Below are 18631 nucleotides of genomic sequence, written 5' to 3' on the forward strand. Positions count from 1 at the left end.
TTGGGATCTTGGTTGATGGATCGCGCAATGTTTGAGCGTGGCAGGTGGAACGACTTGCGCCGCCTGCCCGTCATATCAGGTAGGCGCCAGCAGTATCTTCGGGTTCAAAACGCCGCTAGCGTAATTGAGGCACGGGTGAAAATCTGACAAGCTGGACGGCATGAAGTCGAAAAAGCAAGGCGGAAAGCCTGCATCACCCAAACCGAAACACTTACTGCAGCAGCTTGCGCGGACGCCGGAGAAGCTGTTTTCAAGTGCTTTCCGCAATCAGTATGGCGCTCTTTGTTTCCGCTACAAGGGTGATGAAGGCGAAATCGAGATATTGGTGATTACGTCACGCGAGAGCGGCCGTTGGATTGTACCGAAAGGTTGGCCAATGAAAGGCAAGGAGCCTCACGAAGCGGCTGCGATCGAAGCCTGGGAGGAGGCGGGCGTTCGTGGCAAGGTAAGGAAGGTGCCGTTTGGCCGGTACACCTATCTTAAAGAACTCCCTGACGGAAAAGTCGCGCCCTGCGTCGTCGACATGTTCCAAATCGAAGTGAAGGAGGTCGGGGCGGAGTTCAAGGAGCGAGGACAGCGCCGGATTGATTGGGTCAGCCCCGACGAGGCGGCACGCCGCGTGCGTGAAATCGAGCTTAAATCATTGCTCGTCAACTTTAAGCCTCAGCGCAAATAATCACTTGTACGATCCTATCTGCTTAGCTGGAAGAATAATGGAGCGAAAGCGGTCAGACGCGGCCAGTGATTGGCATCCGGCCTTTGCGGCGTTTCGATACCCACCGAATTCCGGTTCATCTTGGCAAGAGTGTCACTCGTCATCAGACTAAGGTCCGTGTTCAACGCGGGTCTATTCGGATAGTGGATGACCGCCCCCGGTCGCCGACACCACTATCACCCGTCGGCGGTCCGCCCTGTCATTGGAGGAATCTCCGGTGGCAGGGCGAATATTCGGGCTTGATGCTCTTCGCTGATCCATGATCCACTGGTGGACCTCCATACCAACATTTGGTTTGGTGTATCGAAGCAAGATTGGAGCAGGCGATGAAAAGAATAGTCGCAGCGGGAATTCTGGCGGGAATGCTTGCGGCCTGCCAAGCCAGCCAAGAGGGGCTGAAGCCTATTCCCGGAAGCATCACCTACGGCGGGCAGCCGAGCCAACGGTTACAAAAGTCACCGGTCGGCAGCATTGTCCCTCACACATTCACGGATCAGTGGGGTGAACGAGTGCGCGAGACCTACATCCTGCAGCCTGACCGCAGCCTGAAGCTCGTAGATCGGGTATATCTCGATAACCCGTTCGATTGACCCCTATCACCGGATAGTCCGTCCTGGCGAGCGTGGCTTCGGCGATGGCCACTGCCAATCGGGTGAGAGCGTATCGGATTAGGCGCCCCCAAGAAGAGCTCTTGTGGCGGTGTGCCATAAAATAACAAGCGCCGCGCCAAATTGATGCTACACAATTTGCATCCAATTCCTTCAAAAAAACATTCAATTAAGAGATCAATTTTGGATGCAATTTGCCATTGTGATGATGATCACCTGTAACTGTTCGTGAAGCATCGCACTTATGCGCAGGCGTTTTTCCGTGACAGGGAATTTTGCAACAATATATGGTCAATGGTGGCTCGCCCATGCGCCCATCACACATTGCGGATCACGACATGAAAGACTGGCATCCTGACCTTAGTCGCTCCTCCAGCCCTCGCTATATGGCTATCGCCGACCTGATCGAAATGGATTTGAGAAGCGGCGTGCTCGCGGTGGGAGACCGTTTGCCGCCGCAAAGGGAGATGGCCAAGCGGCTGAACATCGATTTCACCACGGTGGCTCGCGGTTATGTCGAGGCGCAGAAGCGCGGCCTGGTGGATTCGCACGTCGGCAGGGGCACCTTCGTCACAGGCGGGCAAGATCGCGAAAGGCATGGTTTCGTGTCCGATGCCATGCCCGATCCACGTCGAACTTCGTTGGTGGACTTGTCGATGAACCTTCCACCGGAGCCTGACGATGCGGATTTGATTGCCCGCATGCGCGAAGGCCTGTCAGCCGTGGCAAGCAATCTGGTTCCGCTGCTGCGATACCAGGGCTTCGGCGGATCGGGCATGGATAAGGATGCCGCTGCCGCCTGGCTCAGCCGTCGCGGCCTGGTGCCTTCGCAGGAGCGTATCTTCGTAACGCCAGGCGCGCATCCGGCGCTGCTGGCGATCTTCGGTCTTCTGGCAAAGCCTGGCGAGACCGTATTGTCGGAAATCATTACCTATCCGGGTATGCGCTCGATCGCTGCCCAGTTGCGCCTCAATCTCTCAGGCTTGCAGATGGATGATGAGGGCATATTGCCCGCTGCTTTTGCCGAGGCTTGCGAGCGGCTGCAGCCGAAAGCGCTCTATCTCAATCCGACGCTGCAGAACCCTTTGACGCTGACCATTCCCGAGAAGCGTCGCGGGGAGATCGCCGCCGTCGCCCGCAAATATCATGTGCCTATTATCGAGGATGACGCCTACGGTTTCATTCCTTTGCACGGGCCGCCGCCGTTTGGCGCCATCGCGCCAGACTTGACATGGCATATTGGTGGTCTTGCAAAATGCATCGGCGCCGGCCTTCGCCTTGCCTATGTGGTTGCTCCGGACACCAAGGCGATCTGGCCCTTCGTCAGCGCCATGCGTACAAACAATGTCATGGCCTCGCCGATGACGGTTGCGCTCGCCACGCGCTGGATCGAGGACGGCACGGCCGATTCGATCCTGCGCTTCATCCGCGCCGAGGCAGCTGCCCGCCAGCAGATGGTGGCCGATATTCTGCCCGAGGGCAGCTACAAGGCCGATCCGATCAGCTTCAACATCTGGATGCCGCTAACCAACGGCTGGACCCGGTCGACCTTCAGCAGTCACATGCGTTCCTCCGGAATCGGCGTCGTGGCGAGCGACGCCTTTACTGTCGATGGTGCGGTCAGCGAGGCCGTGCGCATCTGCCTTGGCGGGCCGATCGGCCGCGACCGACTGAAAGGCGCGCTCGACTTCATGGCGCATGCGCTCGAAGGCCCACCGGAAATGTCCGCCTCATTCTTCTAGGCATCGTAGAATGGCATGTCTCTAACGGTTTTTTATGCGATGCCATATGAGCTGCGCACATCAGGACCTCGGCGTGCGGGCGTTCTAAAGGAGAGGAGCGTCTACAGATTTTCTTTCAGGAGGATCTCAATGCGTAACCGCTCTTGTTCGGCCAATAGCTCACGTGCGTCGGCACGAGCGCGCATGATGCGAACCGCGCTGCGCACGGCATGACCGGGATCCAGCGCGATGACCGCATTGATGCTGCCGTCGCGCAATCCTTCTTCAGTAAAAGGGGTGCGCTCGTGGACCACGACCGATAGATTGCGCAGATCGCTTGTCGCCGCGGCTGCCAAGAGGGGGATGCGCGCCTCTGAGCTCAGTATGTAGGCGGCAACAACATCTTTGTTGCTCTCAAGTACGCGGCCGATAATCTGGCTTGCCCGCTTCTCGTCAGCGTGTGTCTCGATCGATGGAAGGCAGGTGAGGTTCGCAAACTGCTCATTGATTATGGTATCGAAGCCGTGACGCCGCTGAATACTGTCCAGTGATTGCATGGTCTCTGCGACGATCATCACCTTCCCCCGCGTCTGACGGACAAACGTGCCGATCAATCGTCCTGCCGTTGCACCTGCCGCGAAGTTGTCAACGCCCACGAAATCCGCGGCGGGAAGCTTTTCCTGACCGGACAGAAATTGGACGACCTTGATGTCCCTTTCCAAAAGCCGCATCAAGGCATCGCGTACTTGGGGCGACTCCGGCGCCATCAGGGCTATGCCGTCGACGGTTTCCTCGCTGATGCCGGTGAGATATTTCGCAACACCATGGGCGTCCTCGGTGGGGATCTGAACGCAGTCTATATCGGTCAGGTCGCTTTTGAGCGCCGCTCCGAGATTCTCCACCCGACGCAACAGCTCGCCAAGATAAAGATCTCCCGACTTTGGCAGGATGAACCGAAACTTATAGCTCTTGTTGCGTGCGAGGCTGACGGCGGCAGGGTTTCGGATAAAGCCAATGCGTTCAATGGCTTCTTGAACGCTGCGGGCCGCTTTCTTGCTCACATTGGGGCGATTGTTCAAAACCCGGTCGACTGTGGCAAGGCTTACGCCGGCGGCTTCCGCAAGGTCCTTTGCTGTTGGCCGCATGATAGCTCCACTTGAATTACAGACAGCAGACATTTCCCTCAAAAACGAGAGAAAGGCAAGAATTGATGTGCGGACCTCAAAAACTGCTTGCATTGAGGTGCGCACCTCAGTTATTTCTTTGTTGTCTGGCCATCGGGTCGGATCGAAGGGAGATGGGCCGGGTTCGGAGTGCGTTTCGCAACATTCCGGCCGTCACGCTTTCACTTATCTTCTCGATGGAGGTCGAGAGGTTCAACGGGAGGATTGAAGCCATGAGGTCTCTTTTGCTGAGCCCGGCAGTTGCTGCAGGGATATATGTTGCCGTATCCGCGGTCGCGGCGTCGCACGCTCAAGCCGCCGATCTGACTCTATGCTGGGCGGCGTGGGATCCCGCCAATGCTCTGGTGGAGCTGAGCAAGGATTTTGAGAAGAAGAGCGGCAATAAGATGCACTATGAATTTGTGCCTTGGCCGAATTTCGCAGACCGTATGCTCAATGAACTGAATTCCAGCGGCAAGCTTTGCGACCTGATGATCGGCGACAGCCAGTGGATCGGCGGCGCGGCGGAAAACGGTCAATACGTCAAGCTCAACGATTTCTTCGATAAGGAAGGAATCAAGATGGACGATTTCATCCCCGCGACCGTGGTCGGATACGCCGAGTGGCCAAAGAATACACCGAATTACTGGGCGCTGCCGGCATTCGCCGATGTCGTTGGGTGGACCTATCGCGCGGACTGGTTCTCCCGCCCAGAGCTTCAGGCGGAGTTCAAGAAGAAGTACGGCCGCGACCTTGCCGTTCCGAAGACCTGGGACGAGCTGACGGACATCGCTGCCTTCTTCCAGGGGCGCGAAATCGACGGCAAGAAAGTCTATGGCGCGGCAATCTACACCGAGCGTGGCTCTGAAGGCATCACCATGGGGGCAATGAATGCCCTTTATAGCTACGGCTTCCAATATCAGAATCCGAACAAACCCTATGATCTGGAAGGCTTCGTAAACTCGGCGGAAGCAGTCGCGGGCCTGGAGAAATACAAGAAGCTCTATGAGTGCTGCACGCCTCCCGGTCATTCCGATGCCTATATGACCGAAGACGTCGATGCCTATAAGTCAGGGCAGGTCGCATTGCAGATGAACTTCACCTTCACCTGGCCAGGCATCAATGCCGATGCCAATGTCGGTGGCAAAAAGACCGGCTATTTCCCAAACCCCGCCGGCCCGAAGGGTGCACAGTTCGCCCAGCTCGGAGGGCAGGGCATCTCCGTGGTTGCCAACTCCGATAAAAAGACCGAGGCCCTCGATTACATCAAATGGTTCGCGCAACCTGAGATCCAGCGAAAGTGGTGGGCGCTTGGCGGCTATTCGGCACTGAAGGCTGTCGTGGACGATCCGGGCTTTGCGTCAAGCCAGCCCTATGCAAAGCCGTTCCTCGATTCGATGGCAATCGTCGAAGATTTCTGGGCCGAGCCCTCCTACGCCTCCCTCCTGCAGGCATCGCAGAAGCGGTTTCATGACTATGTAGTCGCAAACCAAGGTACCGCAAAGGACGCGCTCGACGGGCTCGTCAAGGACTGGAAGGGTGTCTTCCAGGACGACGGAAAATATTGACGCCGGCATAGGGGTATTCCCCGATAGTGGCGTCACGCAGGGTCAGCCGTGCCGACTGGGCTGGCTCTGCCCACCACCAATTTCATGCCAAGGAGACGGACATGCTCCACTCACCGATCGATCGGATTGCCGGTGCGACGCCGCCCGCGATCGCAGCGCGCGTCAAAGGTCTTTCTGATCGCGCCATAGCCTGGCTTTTCGTCGCGCCCTCGATCGTGTTGCTGCTTGCCATCAACATCTTTCCATTGATTTGGACGATCCGCCTCAGCTTCACGAACTTCCGCGTGAACCGACCCAACGAGCCGATACGGTTTGTCGGCCTGAGAAATTACATCAATATCCTGACGGATGGCGATGTATGGCGGAGCATGCAGGCAACCGCCCATTTCTTGATCTGGACCATCATCCTGCAGGTTCTGATCGGTTTCTTGCTTGCCTATCTGATCAACAAGAAGTTTCGCGGCAACGATCTGTGGACGACGATCATCGTGCTTCCGATGATGCTTAGTCCGGCGGTTGTCGGCAACTTCTGGACCTTCCTGTACCAGCCGCAAATCGGCCTCTTCAACTATGTGGTCGCTTTCCTGACCGGGAACGATCCCTCCAGCTTCTCGATGATTGCGAGCACCACGTTGGCACCATGGGCCATCGTCATCGTGGATACCTGGATGTGGACGCCCTTCGTAATGCTGATCTGCCTGGCGGGACTGCGTTCCATTCCCAGCAGCATTTACGAGGCTGCCGAATGCGACCGTGCCAGTAAATGGCGTCAGTTCTGGACCATTACCATCCCGATGGTACTGCCGTTCCTGATGCTGGCGGTCCTCTTCCGTGGCATCGAGAACTTCAAGATGTTCGATCTCGTCGTACAGTTGACCGGCGGCGGGCCGGGATCGATCACAGAGCTGACATCCATCAACTTGAAGCGCGCCGCTTTCGAACAATGGCGAACCGGTTACGCATCCGCCTACGCCGTCATTCTTTTCGTCACCGTATTCGGTTTGGCATCGATCTACGTCAAAGCTCTAAATAGGGTCAAACAACGATGAGCAGCTATTCCGTAACCGAGCCATCCGCACGTCAGAAATGGTTTGCCGGTATTCTAGTCGTCCTCTATTCCGTCATAACCCTCCTCCCGCTGCTGTGGATCATCGCGACCGGCTTCAAATCACCAGCCGATGCGATTTCCTATCCGCCGAAACTGGTCTTCCAGCCGACGATGGAGGGATATGTCAATCTTTTTACCACCCGGACTCGCGTGCCTGAGGATCAACTCAGAGCGCTTGGTGAACCTACGACGTGGTACGACAAGCTGGTTCGCAAGGACGGCCTGATCATCACCGGTGCCTCGCGCTTCGCCGAGCGCTTCTATAATTCCGTCATCATCGGGTTCGGCTCCACGGTCCTTTGCATCGTGCTTGGCACGACGGCGGCGTATGCCTTTTCCCGCTTCAAGGTTCCGCTGAAGGATGATCTACTCTTCTTCATTCTTTCGACCCGCATGATGCCGCCGATCGCCGTTGCAATTCCGATCTTCCTGATGTTCCGATCGCTCGGCCTCAGCGACACGCATGCGGGCATGATCCTCCTCTATACCGCCGTCAACCTGTCGTTGTCGGTATGGCTTCTCAAGGGCTTTATCGACGAAATCCCGATTGAGTACGAGGAGGCCGCGCTGATCGACGGCTATACGCGGTTCCAGGCCTTCTACAAGGTCGTGCTGCCGCAGGCCGTTACCGGCATCGCGTCAACGGCAATCTTCTGTCTGATCTTCGCCTGGAATGAATATGCGTTTGCCGTATTGCTCACATCAGGCAATGCCCAGACGGCGCCGCCCTTCATCCCGACCATCATTGGCGTCAGCGGCCAGGACTGGCCAGCGGTTGCCGCCGGCGCAACGATCTTCCTGGTTCCCGTCATGGTCTTCACGATCCTGCTTCGCAAACATCTGCTGCGCGGCATCACCTTCGGAGCGGTACGCAAATGACGACGTTTCTCAATCGCTTGGTACGCCTGCGCCGCGATGCGTGGGAAATTCTCGCTTCGGTCCTGATCGCACTCGGCGTCGTCATGCTGATGCAGCCGCTGTGGCTGTCGCTTTATTCCTATTCCTTCCTAGTGACGCTGGTAGGAACAGTCATGTTCATCATCGTCAGCCATTTCCCGGAGTGAATCATGGCGCAGATCAGAATTCACAATGTGCGCAAGGACTTTGGAGCTTTCAACGCGGTGAAGTCTTCCACCTTCACCGTGGAAGATGGGGAGTTCTTTATGCTGCTCGGGCCCTCCGGCTGCGGGAAGACGACCACCCTGCGGATGATGGCCGGTCTCGAGCTGCCAACCAGCGGTGAAATCTATATCGGTGGCGAAGAGGTTGGGATGAAGAGGGCAAGCGAGCGCGATATCGCATTCGTTTTCCAGATGTTTGCTCTTTATCCACATATGAATGTCCGAAGAAATATTTCCTATCCGTTGGTCAGCCAGGGCATGAGAAAGGCTGAGGTCGCAAAACGGGTCGCAGAAGTAGCCAAGATCCTGCGGATCGAAAATATCCTCGACAAGCCGATCGGCGGGCTTTCCGGCGGCGACCGGCAGCGTGTGGCGGTAGGTCGCGCCATTGTCCGCAACCCGAAAGCCTTCTTCATGGATGAGCCGCTAGGCGCACTTGACGCCGAATTCCGCGAACACATGGCGCAAGAGCTGCGGGCACTGCACGACCGCATGGGCGCCACCACCGTCTATGTCACCCATGATCAGTTGGAAGCCATGCAGATGGGCGACAAGATCGTGGTGATGAACCACGGGGTCGTCGAGCAGTTCGGCAAGCCGCAGGAGATCTATGACTGGCCGGCGACGAAATTCGTGGCAAAGTTCATCGGCTCGCCGCCCATGAATTTCCTGGAGTTCGATGGTTCGGTCGGAACCGGCGGAACTCATGTCAGCCTTGCCGGACACATGGTGAGGGTGCCAATGTCTCGCGAAGAACATGCCGGCAAGCTGGCGCTGGGCGTCAGGCCCGAACACATACGCTTCAACGACGATTCCGCTTATAGAGGGCGGGTCATAGCCGTGGAATATCTGGGTACGACGCAGATCGTCACGATCGACACGCCGCATGGCGAGATCAAGGTTCGTACACCATCCCACCAGGTCGCACATGTCGAAGAACTGATTGGACTGGACTTCGATTCCAGGAGCCTGACGGTCTTCAACTCTGCGACCGGGGCCGCGCTTGTTTCCGAAGCCAACGAGGGAGTGTTGCGCCGTGGCTGAGGTCATCTTGAAGAATATTACGAAATCTTTCGCCGGTCACCGGGCACTCGATGAGCTGTCCATGATCGTTCCCGACGGTTCGTTCGTCGTTCTTCTGGGGCCGACGGGTGCGGGCAAGACGACGACTTTGCGGATGGTGTCAGGGCTCGATAACCCTGATGTCGGCGAGATCATGATCGGTGGGCGATCCATGCGCGGGCTGACACCGGCGCAGCGCAACGTCGCGATGGTGTTTCAGCAATATTCGCTCTACCCGCACCTTTCGGTACGTCAGAACCTTGAATTTCCGCTGAAGTCGCCCTTGCTGAAGACGCCGCAACGCATAATTGACGAGAAGGTGAACACGGTCGCCGAAATTCTCCAGATCTCCCATAAGCTCGATAATAAGGCGACGGCTCTTTCCGGCGGTGAAATGCAACGCGTGTCCATCGGGCGCGCACTGGTCAGAAATCCGCAGATCTATCTCATGGATGAACCGCTGAGCTCGCTTGACGCCAAGCTGCGCGCCGATCTGCGTATCGAGCTCAAGAGCATTCAAGCCAAATCCGGCGCAACCTTGCTTTACGTGACCCACGATCAGGTCGAGGCGATGACGATGGCAACACATGTCGGCGTCCTTCACGAGGGTAGGCTCGCCCAGTTCGGTTCTCCGCGCGAAATTTATGAACAGCCGGTGAGCGTCTACGCCGCCACTCGCCTCGGACAGCCGCGCATCAACGTGCTGCCTGCCGAGCTTTTCCCCGGTGCCCCGGCAAACGCCAAATCGATAGGCCTGCGTCCCGAGCATATCGCTCAAGGCGATGGCCAAGAGGCGACTGTTACCCGTGTCGAGCATCTGGGCGATCAGACGCGCCTGCATCTTTCGTTCAAGAAACACAATTTGATCACCGTCACCGAGGCTCATACGGCCCTCAGAAGTGGCGAGATCGTTAAGATCCAGCCGAACAAGCCGCTCTATTTCGACGCGGCCGGCATGCGCTTGGTTTAAGGGAGGCGAGAATGTCACAGTTCCTCAACAGCAGGGAAAAGGCGGTCACCGAAGCAATCGAGGGCCTTCTCGTTGCATCGGGGGGCGCCCTGAGCCGCCTCGATGGTTTTCCGCATATCCGTGTCGTCGTGCGTTCGGATTGGGATAAGAGCAAGGTCGCGATCGTCTCTGGAGGCGGATCGGGCCATGAGCCGGCTCACGCGGGCTTCGTCGGCAAGGGGATGCTCACCGCAGCCGTCTGCGGAGATATTTTTGCGTCTCCCAGCGTCGATGCAATCCTCGCCGGTATCCTGTCCGTCACAGGGCCGGCCGGCTGCCTCCTGATCGTCAAGAACTATACGGGCGACCGCCTCAACTTCGGTTTGGCGGCGGAGCGTGCTCGCGCCTTTGGCTTGAATGTCAGCATGGTCATTGTGGACGATGACATCGCGTTACCGCATCTCCCGCAATCTCGCGGCGTGGCGGGCACGCTCTTTGTTCACAAGATCGCGGGAGCCTTGTCGGAGAACGATGCTGATCTGGAGACTATCACTGAAGCCGCGCGCCATGTCATTGCGGGTACGCGGTCGATCGGAATGTCGCTCGACACATGCACCGTGCCTGGTTCGCCGAAGGAACACAGGATTCCGGAAGGCCGCGCCGAACTCGGGCTCGGGATCCACGGCGAGGCCGGTGTCGAGCTGGTAGAGTATACCGGTGTCCGAGCTGCGGTTGCCGCCATGGTTGAGCGTCTTGCGGCAACCATGGATGATAGGCCCCATGTCGTGCTCGTGAATAATCTGGGCGGCGCATCGATGCTGGAAATGTCGGTCATTGTCCACGAAATTGCCCGATCGGCTATTTCAGGAAAGATCTCGCATGTGATCGGACCTGCTGCGATGATGACGTCGCTTGACATGCACGGCTTCTCTATCTCGGTCTTTCCTGCCGACAAGAAAGAACTGGCGCTGTTGGCCAAGCCGGTCGCGCTACCGGCTTGGCCAGGCTTGGCAGCGATCAAACCGGCCGCGGCGTTTGCACTCCCGGATGGGCTGACGCCGATTGCTCCTCTCGCATCGAAGCACGAGCCTACCCGCCAGTTTTTGACGGATTGCTGCAATCTTCTCATTCTCTCAGAGATGGATCTGAACGCGCTTGACGCGAAGTCGGGAGACGGTGATACGGGGTCGACCTTGGCCGGCGCGGCACGCGCGCTTATCGACGCGCTCGACCGCCTTCCTCTTTCAGACTATACGCAACTCTTCCGGGCTATGGGGCAGGAACTCAGTCAGACTATGGGCGGATCGTCGGGGGTGCTTCTAGCGATCTTCTTTGCCGCTGCCGGCGATGGAGCGTCGAGTGGGCTCGCCATTCGCGAGGCGCTGCAGGCCGGGCTTTACCGCATGCAGGAGATCGGCGGTGCTCGTCTGGGAGACCGAACCATGGTCGATGCTCTCTTGCCGGCCCTGGATGCGCTCAACGGCGGTTTGGCAGCAGCGGCGCATGCAGCTCGCGCCGGCGCAGACATGACCGCCACGCTCGTCCATGCCAAGGCCGGACGCGCCGCCTACATCAATGCCAAGCAACTTGAGGGCCACATCGATCCCGGCGCGGAAGCGGTCGCTCGGTTGTTTGAATATCTGGCAGGTCGCAGCGATCTATCTGAACAGCACGCACTGGACAAGCGACCGGCCAGCGCATCGCCGGCTGGCTATCGACAATGACGCGCCTACCATGGGTGAGTTTGACGCGGGACTTCTCGATGGAAAAGTTGATTATGAACTTGCCGGCTTGATCGAAAGTGCCGCGACGTTGCCGGAAGGATGCAAGCGGGCGCGCGGTCGTCTTGGATAGAAGTCGCCACGATCCTATGCGGGATGCGCCGGGGCGCTGGTGGATATGCTTCTCCCCACGGCGGCGATCAATCAGATCCACACAGTGTCTGCGGCCAAGCGGCGAGCGAAGACGCCCCGGACTTCCGCGTCATCCAACGCAAGACCGGTTTCGAAATCGGCGTAGCCTGGAACCGAGCCATCATGGGCTACGGCATAGCCCTCACTTGCTGCGCCGTGCGTTGTCGATACGATAGGCAAGCTGTGCGCGTGTCAGGCCAAGCATGCGAGCGGCCGCCGAAAGGTTCCCTTGTGCCTGCACCATCGCGATCTCATACAAGGAGTGCTCGAGAGCGTCGAGCGAAAATCCGTTGGATCCTAATAGCTGGTTCGGATCGATTGCGCTTTTTCCGGATCCGGTGGCGCTATTGCGTGGATTGGGAGCAAGACGCGCCAATGCGATTTCGATCTGAGCGGCGGAAATCGTCGCGCCGGTGATCAGCGAATTGAGCACGGCGATAAGGACACCACGCATCTGGCGCAGATTGCCCGGCCAAAGTTGCGTCTCGATCAGCTTTTTGGCGCCTGCCTCAAAGCTTGGAGGCTCTAGCCCCATGCGAACTGCAAGTTCCTGTAACATGGCGTGGGCGAGTGCCAGCCGCTCGCCTTCCCGCTCGGCCAACGGTGGCATACGAACGTGCAGCGGCGATAAGACCGAGTGAAGCTCGGTTGAAAAGGCCGGCATCTCCGATGCCTGGTATTCGTCCGCTATCGCAAGAATGCGCGGGCCTCCTTCCGCCATGCCCTCCTCGACGGCCCGGGCAAAATGCGGTTGAATGTCGGCGGGTATGGTTTCGACAGCGTCGATCACGATCGTCTCGCGCTGAGGCGCGCGGCGGGTTGCCTTAACCGGTCGTGCGACCTCGGCGCAAAGCGCAAGATCGACTTGCATCCCAACTACCCGCCGTAGATTGGTGGCAGTGGCAGCAGATCCGCGATGCAGATAGCGCGCGGCAATGCCGCGTCCAGTCCCCGGCGCACCGGTTATCAGCACGGGCAGGGTTGTGGCCGCGAGGCGGTCGAGTCGGTCGCGCACCGGCATAAGTATCAGGCGGTCGAGGCTGGAGAGGGAGGTGCTGGCAGCACGCGCGGCGCTGCTGCGCGAAGCAGGGACGGTGCTGATGTCGTCGGCAACGTCGATACGTTCGCAGAAAAGCATCACCTCTGGATCACTGAGGCCCCAGCCATCGGCTGGCTTTCCGACTACCCGGCAATGGCTGTGGCCCTGCGCCGCGCATTCGATCTCCTTGTACACGATCAGCGTATCAAAGAACTCGCTGGCATAACCTGAAGCGTAGCCAAGCTGTGTCCAGCAAACGGGTTCAGATGCCAGTCGCGTCTTACTGAATTCGGCGGCTTCGACGCTGTCGCGCCAAAGGAATTCGGCAGAAAATCGCTTTTTGCGAAAGTCGTAGGTGTTGAAGACGGTCTCGACACGCACCACGCCGCTGAAGGTATGCAGCCGCGTTCCGGCGGTGAAGGCATCGCCTATGTCCAGATTTGGCCAGCCGGCGCGCACGAAGCGTGCATCCGACCGGCCGGACATGAAGCCCAGGCGCAAAAGGAAGACGCGCGCCTCCTTCTCGCCGAGCAAGCGCACGAGTTCCCGCCTTAGATCGGAAAGGGCGGACGCGCGCTGCATAACGATGCGCGCGCCATTCAGCTGGATCGTTCCGTCATTCGGATTGAAGACCAGGCCGGAGAGAAGCTGCCGGACGGTCGGATTGCCGCCTCGATCCAGCATTCTCGAAGATTCGACCAATCCCTGCATCAATACCTCTTCTGCGTAGCGAGCGGTTCGGCGATCTTTTTTAGGATGGCCTCTTTATGATTTGATGAAGTCACTTCATCTTTTCAGCAAGTGGTCGCCTTGACAAGTCCACGTAGGGAGGAGAGTTCCTTTAAAGAATATCGTTCTGTTTCAAGTTATTGGAGTTTACCCGGAGAACTTCTCCGCATTCGCCGTCAGTGTTATTTGACAGGCCGCTCAGATTTCTCGTCCTAATGAACCAATTCTGCTGCGTCGGGGAGGGCAAGGCAGAATGGAGGAGTTCGAGCCAAGGCTCGGGCATGCCGCCCCTGGCGGCACGGGAGGAAAAATGACGAGCTTGCAGGATATGTTCGACGTTCGCGGCAAATCGGTCATTGTGACCGGCGGTGCGAGTGGCATAGGACGGGCCTATGCGGAGGTAATGGCGGACAATGCAGCGCGTGTCTGCATTTTCGATATGGATGCGGACAATCTCGACCGTGTGGTGGCGGAAATCGCCCGAGATGGAGCTGAAGTCTGCGGTCTGGAGATCGATGTCTCGGATCGGGCGACCATGGCGGCTGCTTTCGATGCCGTGGCCGAGCGTCATGGACGGATCGACGTCGTCTTTGCAAATGCCGGAATCGATGCCGGGCCTGGCTTTCTGTCTACGACAGGCGAGCGGCTCAAGGACGGAGCCATCGATGTTCTCGACGATCATCACTGGGATCGAGTGATCGAGGTCAATCTCTCCTCGGTCTATACAACCGTCAAGCATGCGGCCCGCCATATGAAGGCGACGGGAGGCGGTCGTATCATCGTCACCTCGTCCATCGCTGCTCAGATCAATGAGGCAATCGTCGGTACGCCCTATATGCCAGCCAAGGCAGGCGTCGACCATTTCGTACGCCAGATGGCGATGGAATTGGGGCAGTTCGGTATTCTCGTCAACTGTATCTCGCCTGGTCCCTTCATGACCAACATTGCCGGCGGCAGGCTGCGAATACCGGCGGACCGCAAGGCGTTCGAACAGCAGTCGCTGATTGGGCGGATCGGCGATCCCGAGGATATCAAGGGGCTTGCTCTCTATCTAGCGTCGCCCTGCTCGTCCTACGTCACAGGCAGCCAGATTGTCATCGACGGAGGTTCGATGCACCGCATCAAATAAATGAACTTTGCCGGATGCGGGAGGAGGAAATCGCAGCCGGCGAGTGAGATTCAGAGGGAGGATAAAATAATGGAATCGAAAAGCAGTTTGTCGATGCCTTCGCGCCGCACGGTGCTGAAGGGAATAGGCGCTGGCCTTGCTGCCTCGGCGCTCGCTGCGCCGATGATTGCCCGCGCGCAATCGGCCGGTACCATCAAGGTCGGCTTCATCACGCCAGCGACCGGGCCTCTCGCCCTTTTCGGTGAGACCGACGGCTGGGCGCTGGAAAAGATCAAGGAACAACTCAAGGGCGGGCTGGATACGGCGGCCGGCCACTTCAATGTCGAATTCCTGATCCGCGACAGCCAGTCGGACCCCAACAAGTCCGCGGAAGTTGCCGGCGATCTCATTCTCAATGAGGGCGTTCACCTGCTACTGCCGGCCTCGACGACCGATACTGTAAGTCCTGCTGCCGATCAGGCTGAACTCAATGAATGCCCCTGCATCTCGACGGGCGCGCCCTGGCAGGCGATCATCTTTCCGCGCGGTGGCAAAGACAAGCCGTTCAAGTGGACCTATCACTTCTTCTGGGGCCTGGACGAAGCGCTGAACACCTATGTCGGCCTCTGGAACACGCTGGAAAGCAACCGCAAGGTCGGCATGCTGTTTCCGCAGAACGCGGATGGTGAAACATGGGGCAACATGGATTACGGCCTGCCTGCCCCTACCAAGAAAGCCGGCTTCGAAATCGTCGTTCCCGGCTTCTTCCAGCCGCGCACCAACGATTTTTCGGCGCAAATATCGGCTTTCAAGCAAGCGAACTGCGATATCATCGGCGGTATCGCCTATCCGGCCGATTTGAAGACCTTCGTCAACCAGTGTGCCCAGCAGGGCTATAAGCCGAAGGCGATTACGGTCGCGGCCGCGTTGCTCTTCGCCTCGGGCGTGGAAGCCATGGGCTCGCTCGGTGAGGGTATGTCTTCGGAAGTCTGGTGGACACCGGCCTTTCCATTCAAGTCGACGCTGACCGGTCAGGTGAGCCGGGATCTCGCAGACCAGTGGGAAGCGGAAAAGAAGAAGCAGTGGACGCAGCCGCTCGGCTACAGCCACACTATCCTCGAAGTGGCGATCGACGTTCTCAAGCGTTCCAAGAACCCGCTCGACCGCGCCGCCAACCTCGAGGCGGTTGTTGCCACCAACATGCAGACACTGATCGGCCCGGTCAATTTTGCCAAGGGACCGCACCAAAATGTGGCGACCTCACCGATTTTCGGCGGGCAATGGGTCAAGGGCGACAAGTGGCCCTACGACCTGAAGATCGTCGACAATACCGTCAACAAGCTCTTCCAGCCGGAACGCAAGATAGTGCCGCTGCCCTGGCGGACTGCCTAAGCAAGGCGTGAAGCCAAGGCAAAGCGAGATGCCGCTCCTGCTCGATGCGATCGGGCCGGGGCGGATTGGACGGAGGATCGGAAGGGCGCGCCTAAACGCGCCGCCGGCGGCAAAAAAGCCGGAGTGGAGGAGCATGGAAAACGGCGTACTACTCGAGGCACGCGACCTCAGCAAATCGTTCGGGGCCCTCAAGGTCTTGCACGAGGTGAGTTTTACGGTCAGCTCTGGTGAGGTTCTGGGCATCGTCGGGCCGAATGGCGCCGGCAAGACAACCCTGTTCAACCTGATCAGCGGCGACATGCGCGTCGATGGTGGCGAGTTGATCTTTGACGGTCAGAAACTCGTTGGCCAGCCGCCCTATCGCCGTTGCAAAATCGGCATCGGCCGGACCTACCAGATCCCGCGTCCCTATGTCGGTATGACGACGTTCGAAAACCTCCTCGTCGCCGCCTTTTTCGGCAGCGGTGCCAAGGATGCCGAGAGCTATCGGCGTTGCGCGGAGATCCTCACGGCCTGCGAGCTGTCCGACAAGGCGAACCGTTCAGCCGGCTCGCTGACGCTGCTCGACCGTAAGCGGCTGGAACTCGCGCGTGCGCTCGCCTCGTCGCCGAAGCTCCTGTTGCTCGACGAGATTGCCGGTGGGCTTACCGACGAGGAGGGAAGGGCGCTCGTCTCGCTTATTCGCCGCATCCGCGACAGTGGCGTCACCATCGTCTGGATCGAACATGTGCTGCACGCGCTGCTCGCCGTTGCCGACCGCATGCTGGTGCTGAATTTCGGGGAGAAGATCGCGGAAGGTGTGCCGGCCGAAGTCATCCAAAGTCCGGAGGTGCGAAGGGTCTATATGGGGGTCGAGGCATGAGTGCAGCACTGCTTTCCACCCACGGACTGGTCGCTCACTACGGCGATTTTCAGGCTCTTTACGGTATCGACTTCGAGATTGCCGCGGGCGAGGTCGTCGCCCTGATCGGGGCCAATGGTGCCGGCAAGTCGACGCTTCTGAAATCGATCATGGGCCTTCTGAGCGTTGCGCCAGGCATGGTACAGCTCGATGGCCGGCCGGTCGGAGGCGCCAAGCCGCATCGGATGGTGGCCGACGGCGTAGCGATCGTGCCCGAGGGCCGTCGCCTCTTTGTCGGCATGTCGGTGATCGACAATCTGCGCGTCGCCATCGACCACGCCGGTAAATCCGCTGCCGTTGGCTGGACGCTGGAGCGCTTGTTCGCGCTCTTTCCGCTCCTGAAGGAAAAGCAGGCCGTGCCTGTGGAATCCCTGTCCGGCGGGCAGCAGCAGATGGTGGCGATCGGCAGGGCGTTGCTCAGCCAGCCGCGCGTACTTCTGTGTGACGAAATCAGCCTCGGCCTGGCACCGAAGGTGGTGAAGGAAATCTACCAGGCGCTGCCGTCGATCTGTGAAACCGGTACGGCGATCGTACTGGTGGAGCAGGACGTCGGGCTAGCCCGCTCCTCGTCGAACCGGCTCTACTGCATGCTTGAGGGACACGTCAGCCTCACCGGCCGCTCGGCTGACGTCTCGCGCGAAGCGATTGGCGAAGCTTATTTCGGAGGGGCTCATGCAGTGGCTTGACGGGCTCATCCAGGGCATTCTTCTCGGCGGTCTCTATGCCCAATACGCGCTCGGCATGGCGCTGATGTTCGGCGTCATGCGTGTCGTCAACATCACCCATGGCGACCTGGTGATCCTCCTGGCGCTGATCGGCATCAGCCTGGCCACCACTTTCTCGCTCGGCCCGTGGTCGGTACTGGTGATCCTCGTGGTGCTTGGGGCCGTCATCGGCGTCATCCTGCAGCGGCTCATCCTCAACCGTGTCGTCGGCGCCGATCCGCTTCCCTCGCTGATTGCCACTTTCGGGCTCTCCATCGCCCTGCAGAACGCCATGCTGCAGATATGGTCAGCCGACACTCGCTCGCTAGGCGGCGGCGACATCGTGCATGCCTCCTTCCAACTCGGGCCTCTCTTTGTCGGCGTCTTGCCAGTGATCGTGCTTCTGACGGCGACCGTGCTGACCGGCGGCCTCGACATGGCGTTGCGCTCGACACGCTTTGGCCGTGCCCTGCGCGCAGCTTCGGCCGATGTAGAAGCCGCGGCGCTGACCGGTGTCAACCCGAGGACGGTCTATACCGGGGCAACGGCAATCGCTGTCGCGATCCTCGGCTTTGCCGCGGTCTTCCAGTCGTTGCGTTCGACCGTGGCGCCTGCCGACGGGGCGTTCCAGCTGATCTACGCCTTCGAGGCTGTCATCATCGGCGGCATGGGCTCGATCTGGGGCGCCTTTTTCGGAGCGATGGCGCTCGGGGTCAGCCAGTCCGTCGGTTTCCGCATCGATCCCGGGTTCGGGATCCTCGCCGGCCACCTCGTTTTTCTGATCATCCTCGCCCTGCGTCCCCAGGGCTTCCTAGGAAGGGGTTGAAGCC

At 59.0% G+C, this 18631-nt stretch carries 17 protein-coding genes and 1 pseudogene; 16 read left to right on the forward strand and 2 right to left on the reverse strand.

Going from position 1 to position 18631, the window contains the following annotated elements; genetic code table 11:
- The first annotated feature begins 160 nt into the window (after window positions 1-160).
- The 3 genes from FHT73_RS11815 (at window position 161) to FHT73_RS11825 (ending at window position 3065) form a co-directional block, all read left to right on the forward strand.
- Window positions 161-676 (forward strand): NUDIX hydrolase, encoded by a 516-nt coding sequence (locus FHT73_RS11815; protein ID WP_112337713.1) that lies wholly within the window; start codon window positions 161-163, stop codon window positions 674-676.
- A gap of 365 nt (window positions 677-1041) precedes the next feature.
- Window positions 1042-1305 carry a hypothetical protein gene (locus FHT73_RS11820; RefSeq protein WP_112412537.1) on the forward strand — a complete coding sequence of 88 codons (264 nt, stop codon included), beginning with the start codon at window positions 1042-1044 and terminating at the stop codon, window positions 1303-1305.
- 356 nt (window positions 1306-1661) lie between these two features.
- Window positions 1662-3065, forward strand: a complete 1404-nt coding sequence (locus FHT73_RS11825) for a PLP-dependent aminotransferase family protein (protein ID WP_183711753.1) — start codon at window positions 1662-1664, stop codon at window positions 3063-3065.
- 101 nt (window positions 3066-3166) lie between these two features.
- On the opposite strand, the gene FHT73_RS11830 is transcribed toward FHT73_RS11825, so the two are convergent.
- A complete protein-coding gene (locus FHT73_RS11830) occupies window positions 3167-4189 on the reverse strand; it encodes a LacI family DNA-binding transcriptional regulator (RefSeq protein WP_183711755.1) in 1023 nt (340 codons plus the stop codon).
- 251 nt (window positions 4190-4440) lie between these two features.
- On the opposite strand from FHT73_RS11830, the gene FHT73_RS11835 reads away from it, so the two are divergent.
- The 8 genes and pseudogenes from FHT73_RS11835 to FHT73_RS11870 form a co-directional block, all read left to right on the forward strand.
- Complete coding sequence (locus tag FHT73_RS11835; RefSeq protein ID WP_183711757.1) at window positions 4441-5775, forward strand: extracellular solute-binding protein; 1335 nt, start codon at window positions 4441-4443, stop codon at window positions 5773-5775.
- A 101-nt stretch (window positions 5776-5876) separates the two neighbouring features.
- Complete coding sequence (locus FHT73_RS11840; protein WP_112337710.1) at window positions 5877-6824, forward strand: sugar ABC transporter permease; 948 nt, start codon at window positions 5877-5879, stop codon at window positions 6822-6824.
- Entirely contained in the window at window positions 6821-7762 is a 942-nt protein-coding gene (locus tag FHT73_RS11845) for a carbohydrate ABC transporter permease (RefSeq protein WP_112337709.1), read from the forward strand. Before FHT73_RS11840 ends, FHT73_RS11845 begins: the two co-directional genes overlap by 4 nt.
- The gene (locus FHT73_RS11850; protein WP_183711759.1) at window positions 7759-7947 is read left to right on the forward strand and encodes a hypothetical protein; all 189 of its coding nucleotides are present in this window, start codon (window positions 7759-7761) and stop codon (window positions 7945-7947) included. The genes FHT73_RS11845 and FHT73_RS11850 overlap by 4 nt, the downstream gene beginning before the upstream one ends.
- Before the next feature lie 3 nt (window positions 7948-7950).
- Window positions 7951-9048 (forward strand): ABC transporter ATP-binding protein, encoded by a 1098-nt coding sequence (locus FHT73_RS11855; RefSeq protein ID WP_183711761.1) that lies wholly within the window; start codon window positions 7951-7953, stop codon window positions 9046-9048.
- Window positions 9041-10036, forward strand: coding sequence for an ABC transporter ATP-binding protein (locus tag FHT73_RS11860; RefSeq protein WP_112337707.1), 996 nt, complete (start codon window positions 9041-9043; stop codon window positions 10034-10036). Before FHT73_RS11855 ends, FHT73_RS11860 begins: the two co-directional genes overlap by 8 nt.
- A gap of 11 nt (window positions 10037-10047) precedes the next feature.
- Window positions 10048-11739 (forward strand): dihydroxyacetone kinase subunit DhaK, encoded by a 1692-nt coding sequence (locus FHT73_RS11865; RefSeq protein WP_183711763.1) that lies wholly within the window; start codon window positions 10048-10050, stop codon window positions 11737-11739.
- 231 nt (window positions 11740-11970) lie between these two features.
- A pseudogene (locus FHT73_RS11870) lies at window positions 11971-12045 on the forward strand (DUF736 domain-containing protein); the annotation flags it as partial.
- Window positions 12046-12070: 25 nt separating this feature from the next.
- Here FHT73_RS11870 and FHT73_RS11875 read toward each other — a convergent pair.
- Window positions 12071-13678 carry a XylR N-terminal domain-containing protein gene (locus FHT73_RS11875; protein WP_183711765.1) on the reverse strand — a complete coding sequence of 536 codons (1608 nt, stop codon included), beginning with the start codon at window positions 13676-13678 and terminating at the stop codon, window positions 12071-12073.
- 328 nt (window positions 13679-14006) lie between these two features.
- Here FHT73_RS11875 and FHT73_RS11880 point away from each other — a divergent pair, with 328 nt between their 5' ends.
- From FHT73_RS11880 to FHT73_RS11900, 5 genes are all read left to right on the forward strand, one after another.
- On the forward strand, window positions 14007-14825 hold the full coding sequence (locus FHT73_RS11880) for an SDR family NAD(P)-dependent oxidoreductase (protein ID WP_183711767.1): 819 nt from the start codon (window positions 14007-14009) through the stop codon (window positions 14823-14825).
- 69 nt (window positions 14826-14894) lie between these two features.
- On the forward strand, window positions 14895-16196 hold the full coding sequence (locus FHT73_RS11885) for an ABC transporter substrate-binding protein (protein ID WP_246712079.1): 1302 nt from the start codon (window positions 14895-14897) through the stop codon (window positions 16194-16196).
- Window positions 16197-16329: 133 nt separating this feature from the next.
- Window positions 16330-17058, forward strand: coding sequence for an ABC transporter ATP-binding protein (locus tag FHT73_RS11890; protein WP_183711771.1), 729 nt, complete (start codon window positions 16330-16332; stop codon window positions 17056-17058).
- Window positions 17055-17783, forward strand: coding sequence for an ABC transporter ATP-binding protein (locus FHT73_RS11895; protein ID WP_112413317.1), 729 nt, complete (start codon window positions 17055-17057; stop codon window positions 17781-17783). Before FHT73_RS11890 ends, FHT73_RS11895 begins: the two co-directional genes overlap by 4 nt.
- A complete protein-coding gene (locus FHT73_RS11900; protein ID WP_183711773.1) occupies window positions 17770-18627 on the forward strand; it encodes a branched-chain amino acid ABC transporter permease in 858 nt (285 codons plus the stop codon). Before FHT73_RS11895 ends, FHT73_RS11900 begins: the two co-directional genes overlap by 14 nt.
- Window positions 18628-18631 lie beyond the last annotated feature (4 nt).

Origin of the sequence: Rhizobium sp. BK098, from assembly GCF_014193155.1 — a bacterium.
GTDB lineage: Bacteria > Pseudomonadota > Alphaproteobacteria > Rhizobiales > Rhizobiaceae > Rhizobium.

Coding starts and splice junctions, on each gene's coding strand:
- FHT73_RS11815 (WP_112337713.1), top strand. CDS start 161: ATGAAGTCGAAAAAGCAAGGCGGAAAGCCTGCATCACCCAAACCGAAA.
- FHT73_RS11820 (WP_112412537.1), top strand. CDS start 1,042: ATGAAAAGAATAGTCGCAGCGGGAATTCTGGCGGGAATGCTTGCGGCC.
- FHT73_RS11825 (WP_183711753.1), top strand. CDS start 1,662: ATGAAAGACTGGCATCCTGACCTTAGTCGCTCCTCCAGCCCTCGCTAT.
- FHT73_RS11830 (WP_183711755.1), bottom strand. CDS start 4,189: ATGCGGCCAACAGCAAAGGACCTTGCGGAAGCCGCCGGCGTAAGCCTT.
- FHT73_RS11835 (WP_183711757.1), top strand. CDS start 4,441: ATGAGGTCTCTTTTGCTGAGCCCGGCAGTTGCTGCAGGGATATATGTT.
- FHT73_RS11840 (WP_112337710.1), top strand. CDS start 5,877: ATGCTCCACTCACCGATCGATCGGATTGCCGGTGCGACGCCGCCCGCG.
- FHT73_RS11845 (WP_112337709.1), top strand. CDS start 6,821: ATGAGCAGCTATTCCGTAACCGAGCCATCCGCACGTCAGAAATGGTTT.
- FHT73_RS11850 (WP_183711759.1), top strand. CDS start 7,759: ATGACGACGTTTCTCAATCGCTTGGTACGCCTGCGCCGCGATGCGTGG.
- FHT73_RS11855 (WP_183711761.1), top strand. CDS start 7,951: ATGGCGCAGATCAGAATTCACAATGTGCGCAAGGACTTTGGAGCTTTC.
- FHT73_RS11865 (WP_183711763.1), top strand. CDS start 10,048: ATGTCACAGTTCCTCAACAGCAGGGAAAAGGCGGTCACCGAAGCAATC.
- FHT73_RS11875 (WP_183711765.1), bottom strand. CDS start 13,678: ATGCAGGGATTGGTCGAATCTTCGAGAATGCTGGATCGAGGCGGCAAT.
- FHT73_RS11880 (WP_183711767.1), top strand. CDS start 14,007: ATGACGAGCTTGCAGGATATGTTCGACGTTCGCGGCAAATCGGTCATT.
- FHT73_RS11885 (WP_246712079.1), top strand. CDS start 14,895: ATGGAATCGAAAAGCAGTTTGTCGATGCCTTCGCGCCGCACGGTGCTG.
- FHT73_RS11890 (WP_183711771.1), top strand. CDS start 16,330: ATGGAAAACGGCGTACTACTCGAGGCACGCGACCTCAGCAAATCGTTC.
- FHT73_RS11895 (WP_112413317.1), top strand. CDS start 17,055: ATGAGTGCAGCACTGCTTTCCACCCACGGACTGGTCGCTCACTACGGC.
- FHT73_RS11900 (WP_183711773.1), top strand. CDS start 17,770: ATGCAGTGGCTTGACGGGCTCATCCAGGGCATTCTTCTCGGCGGTCTC.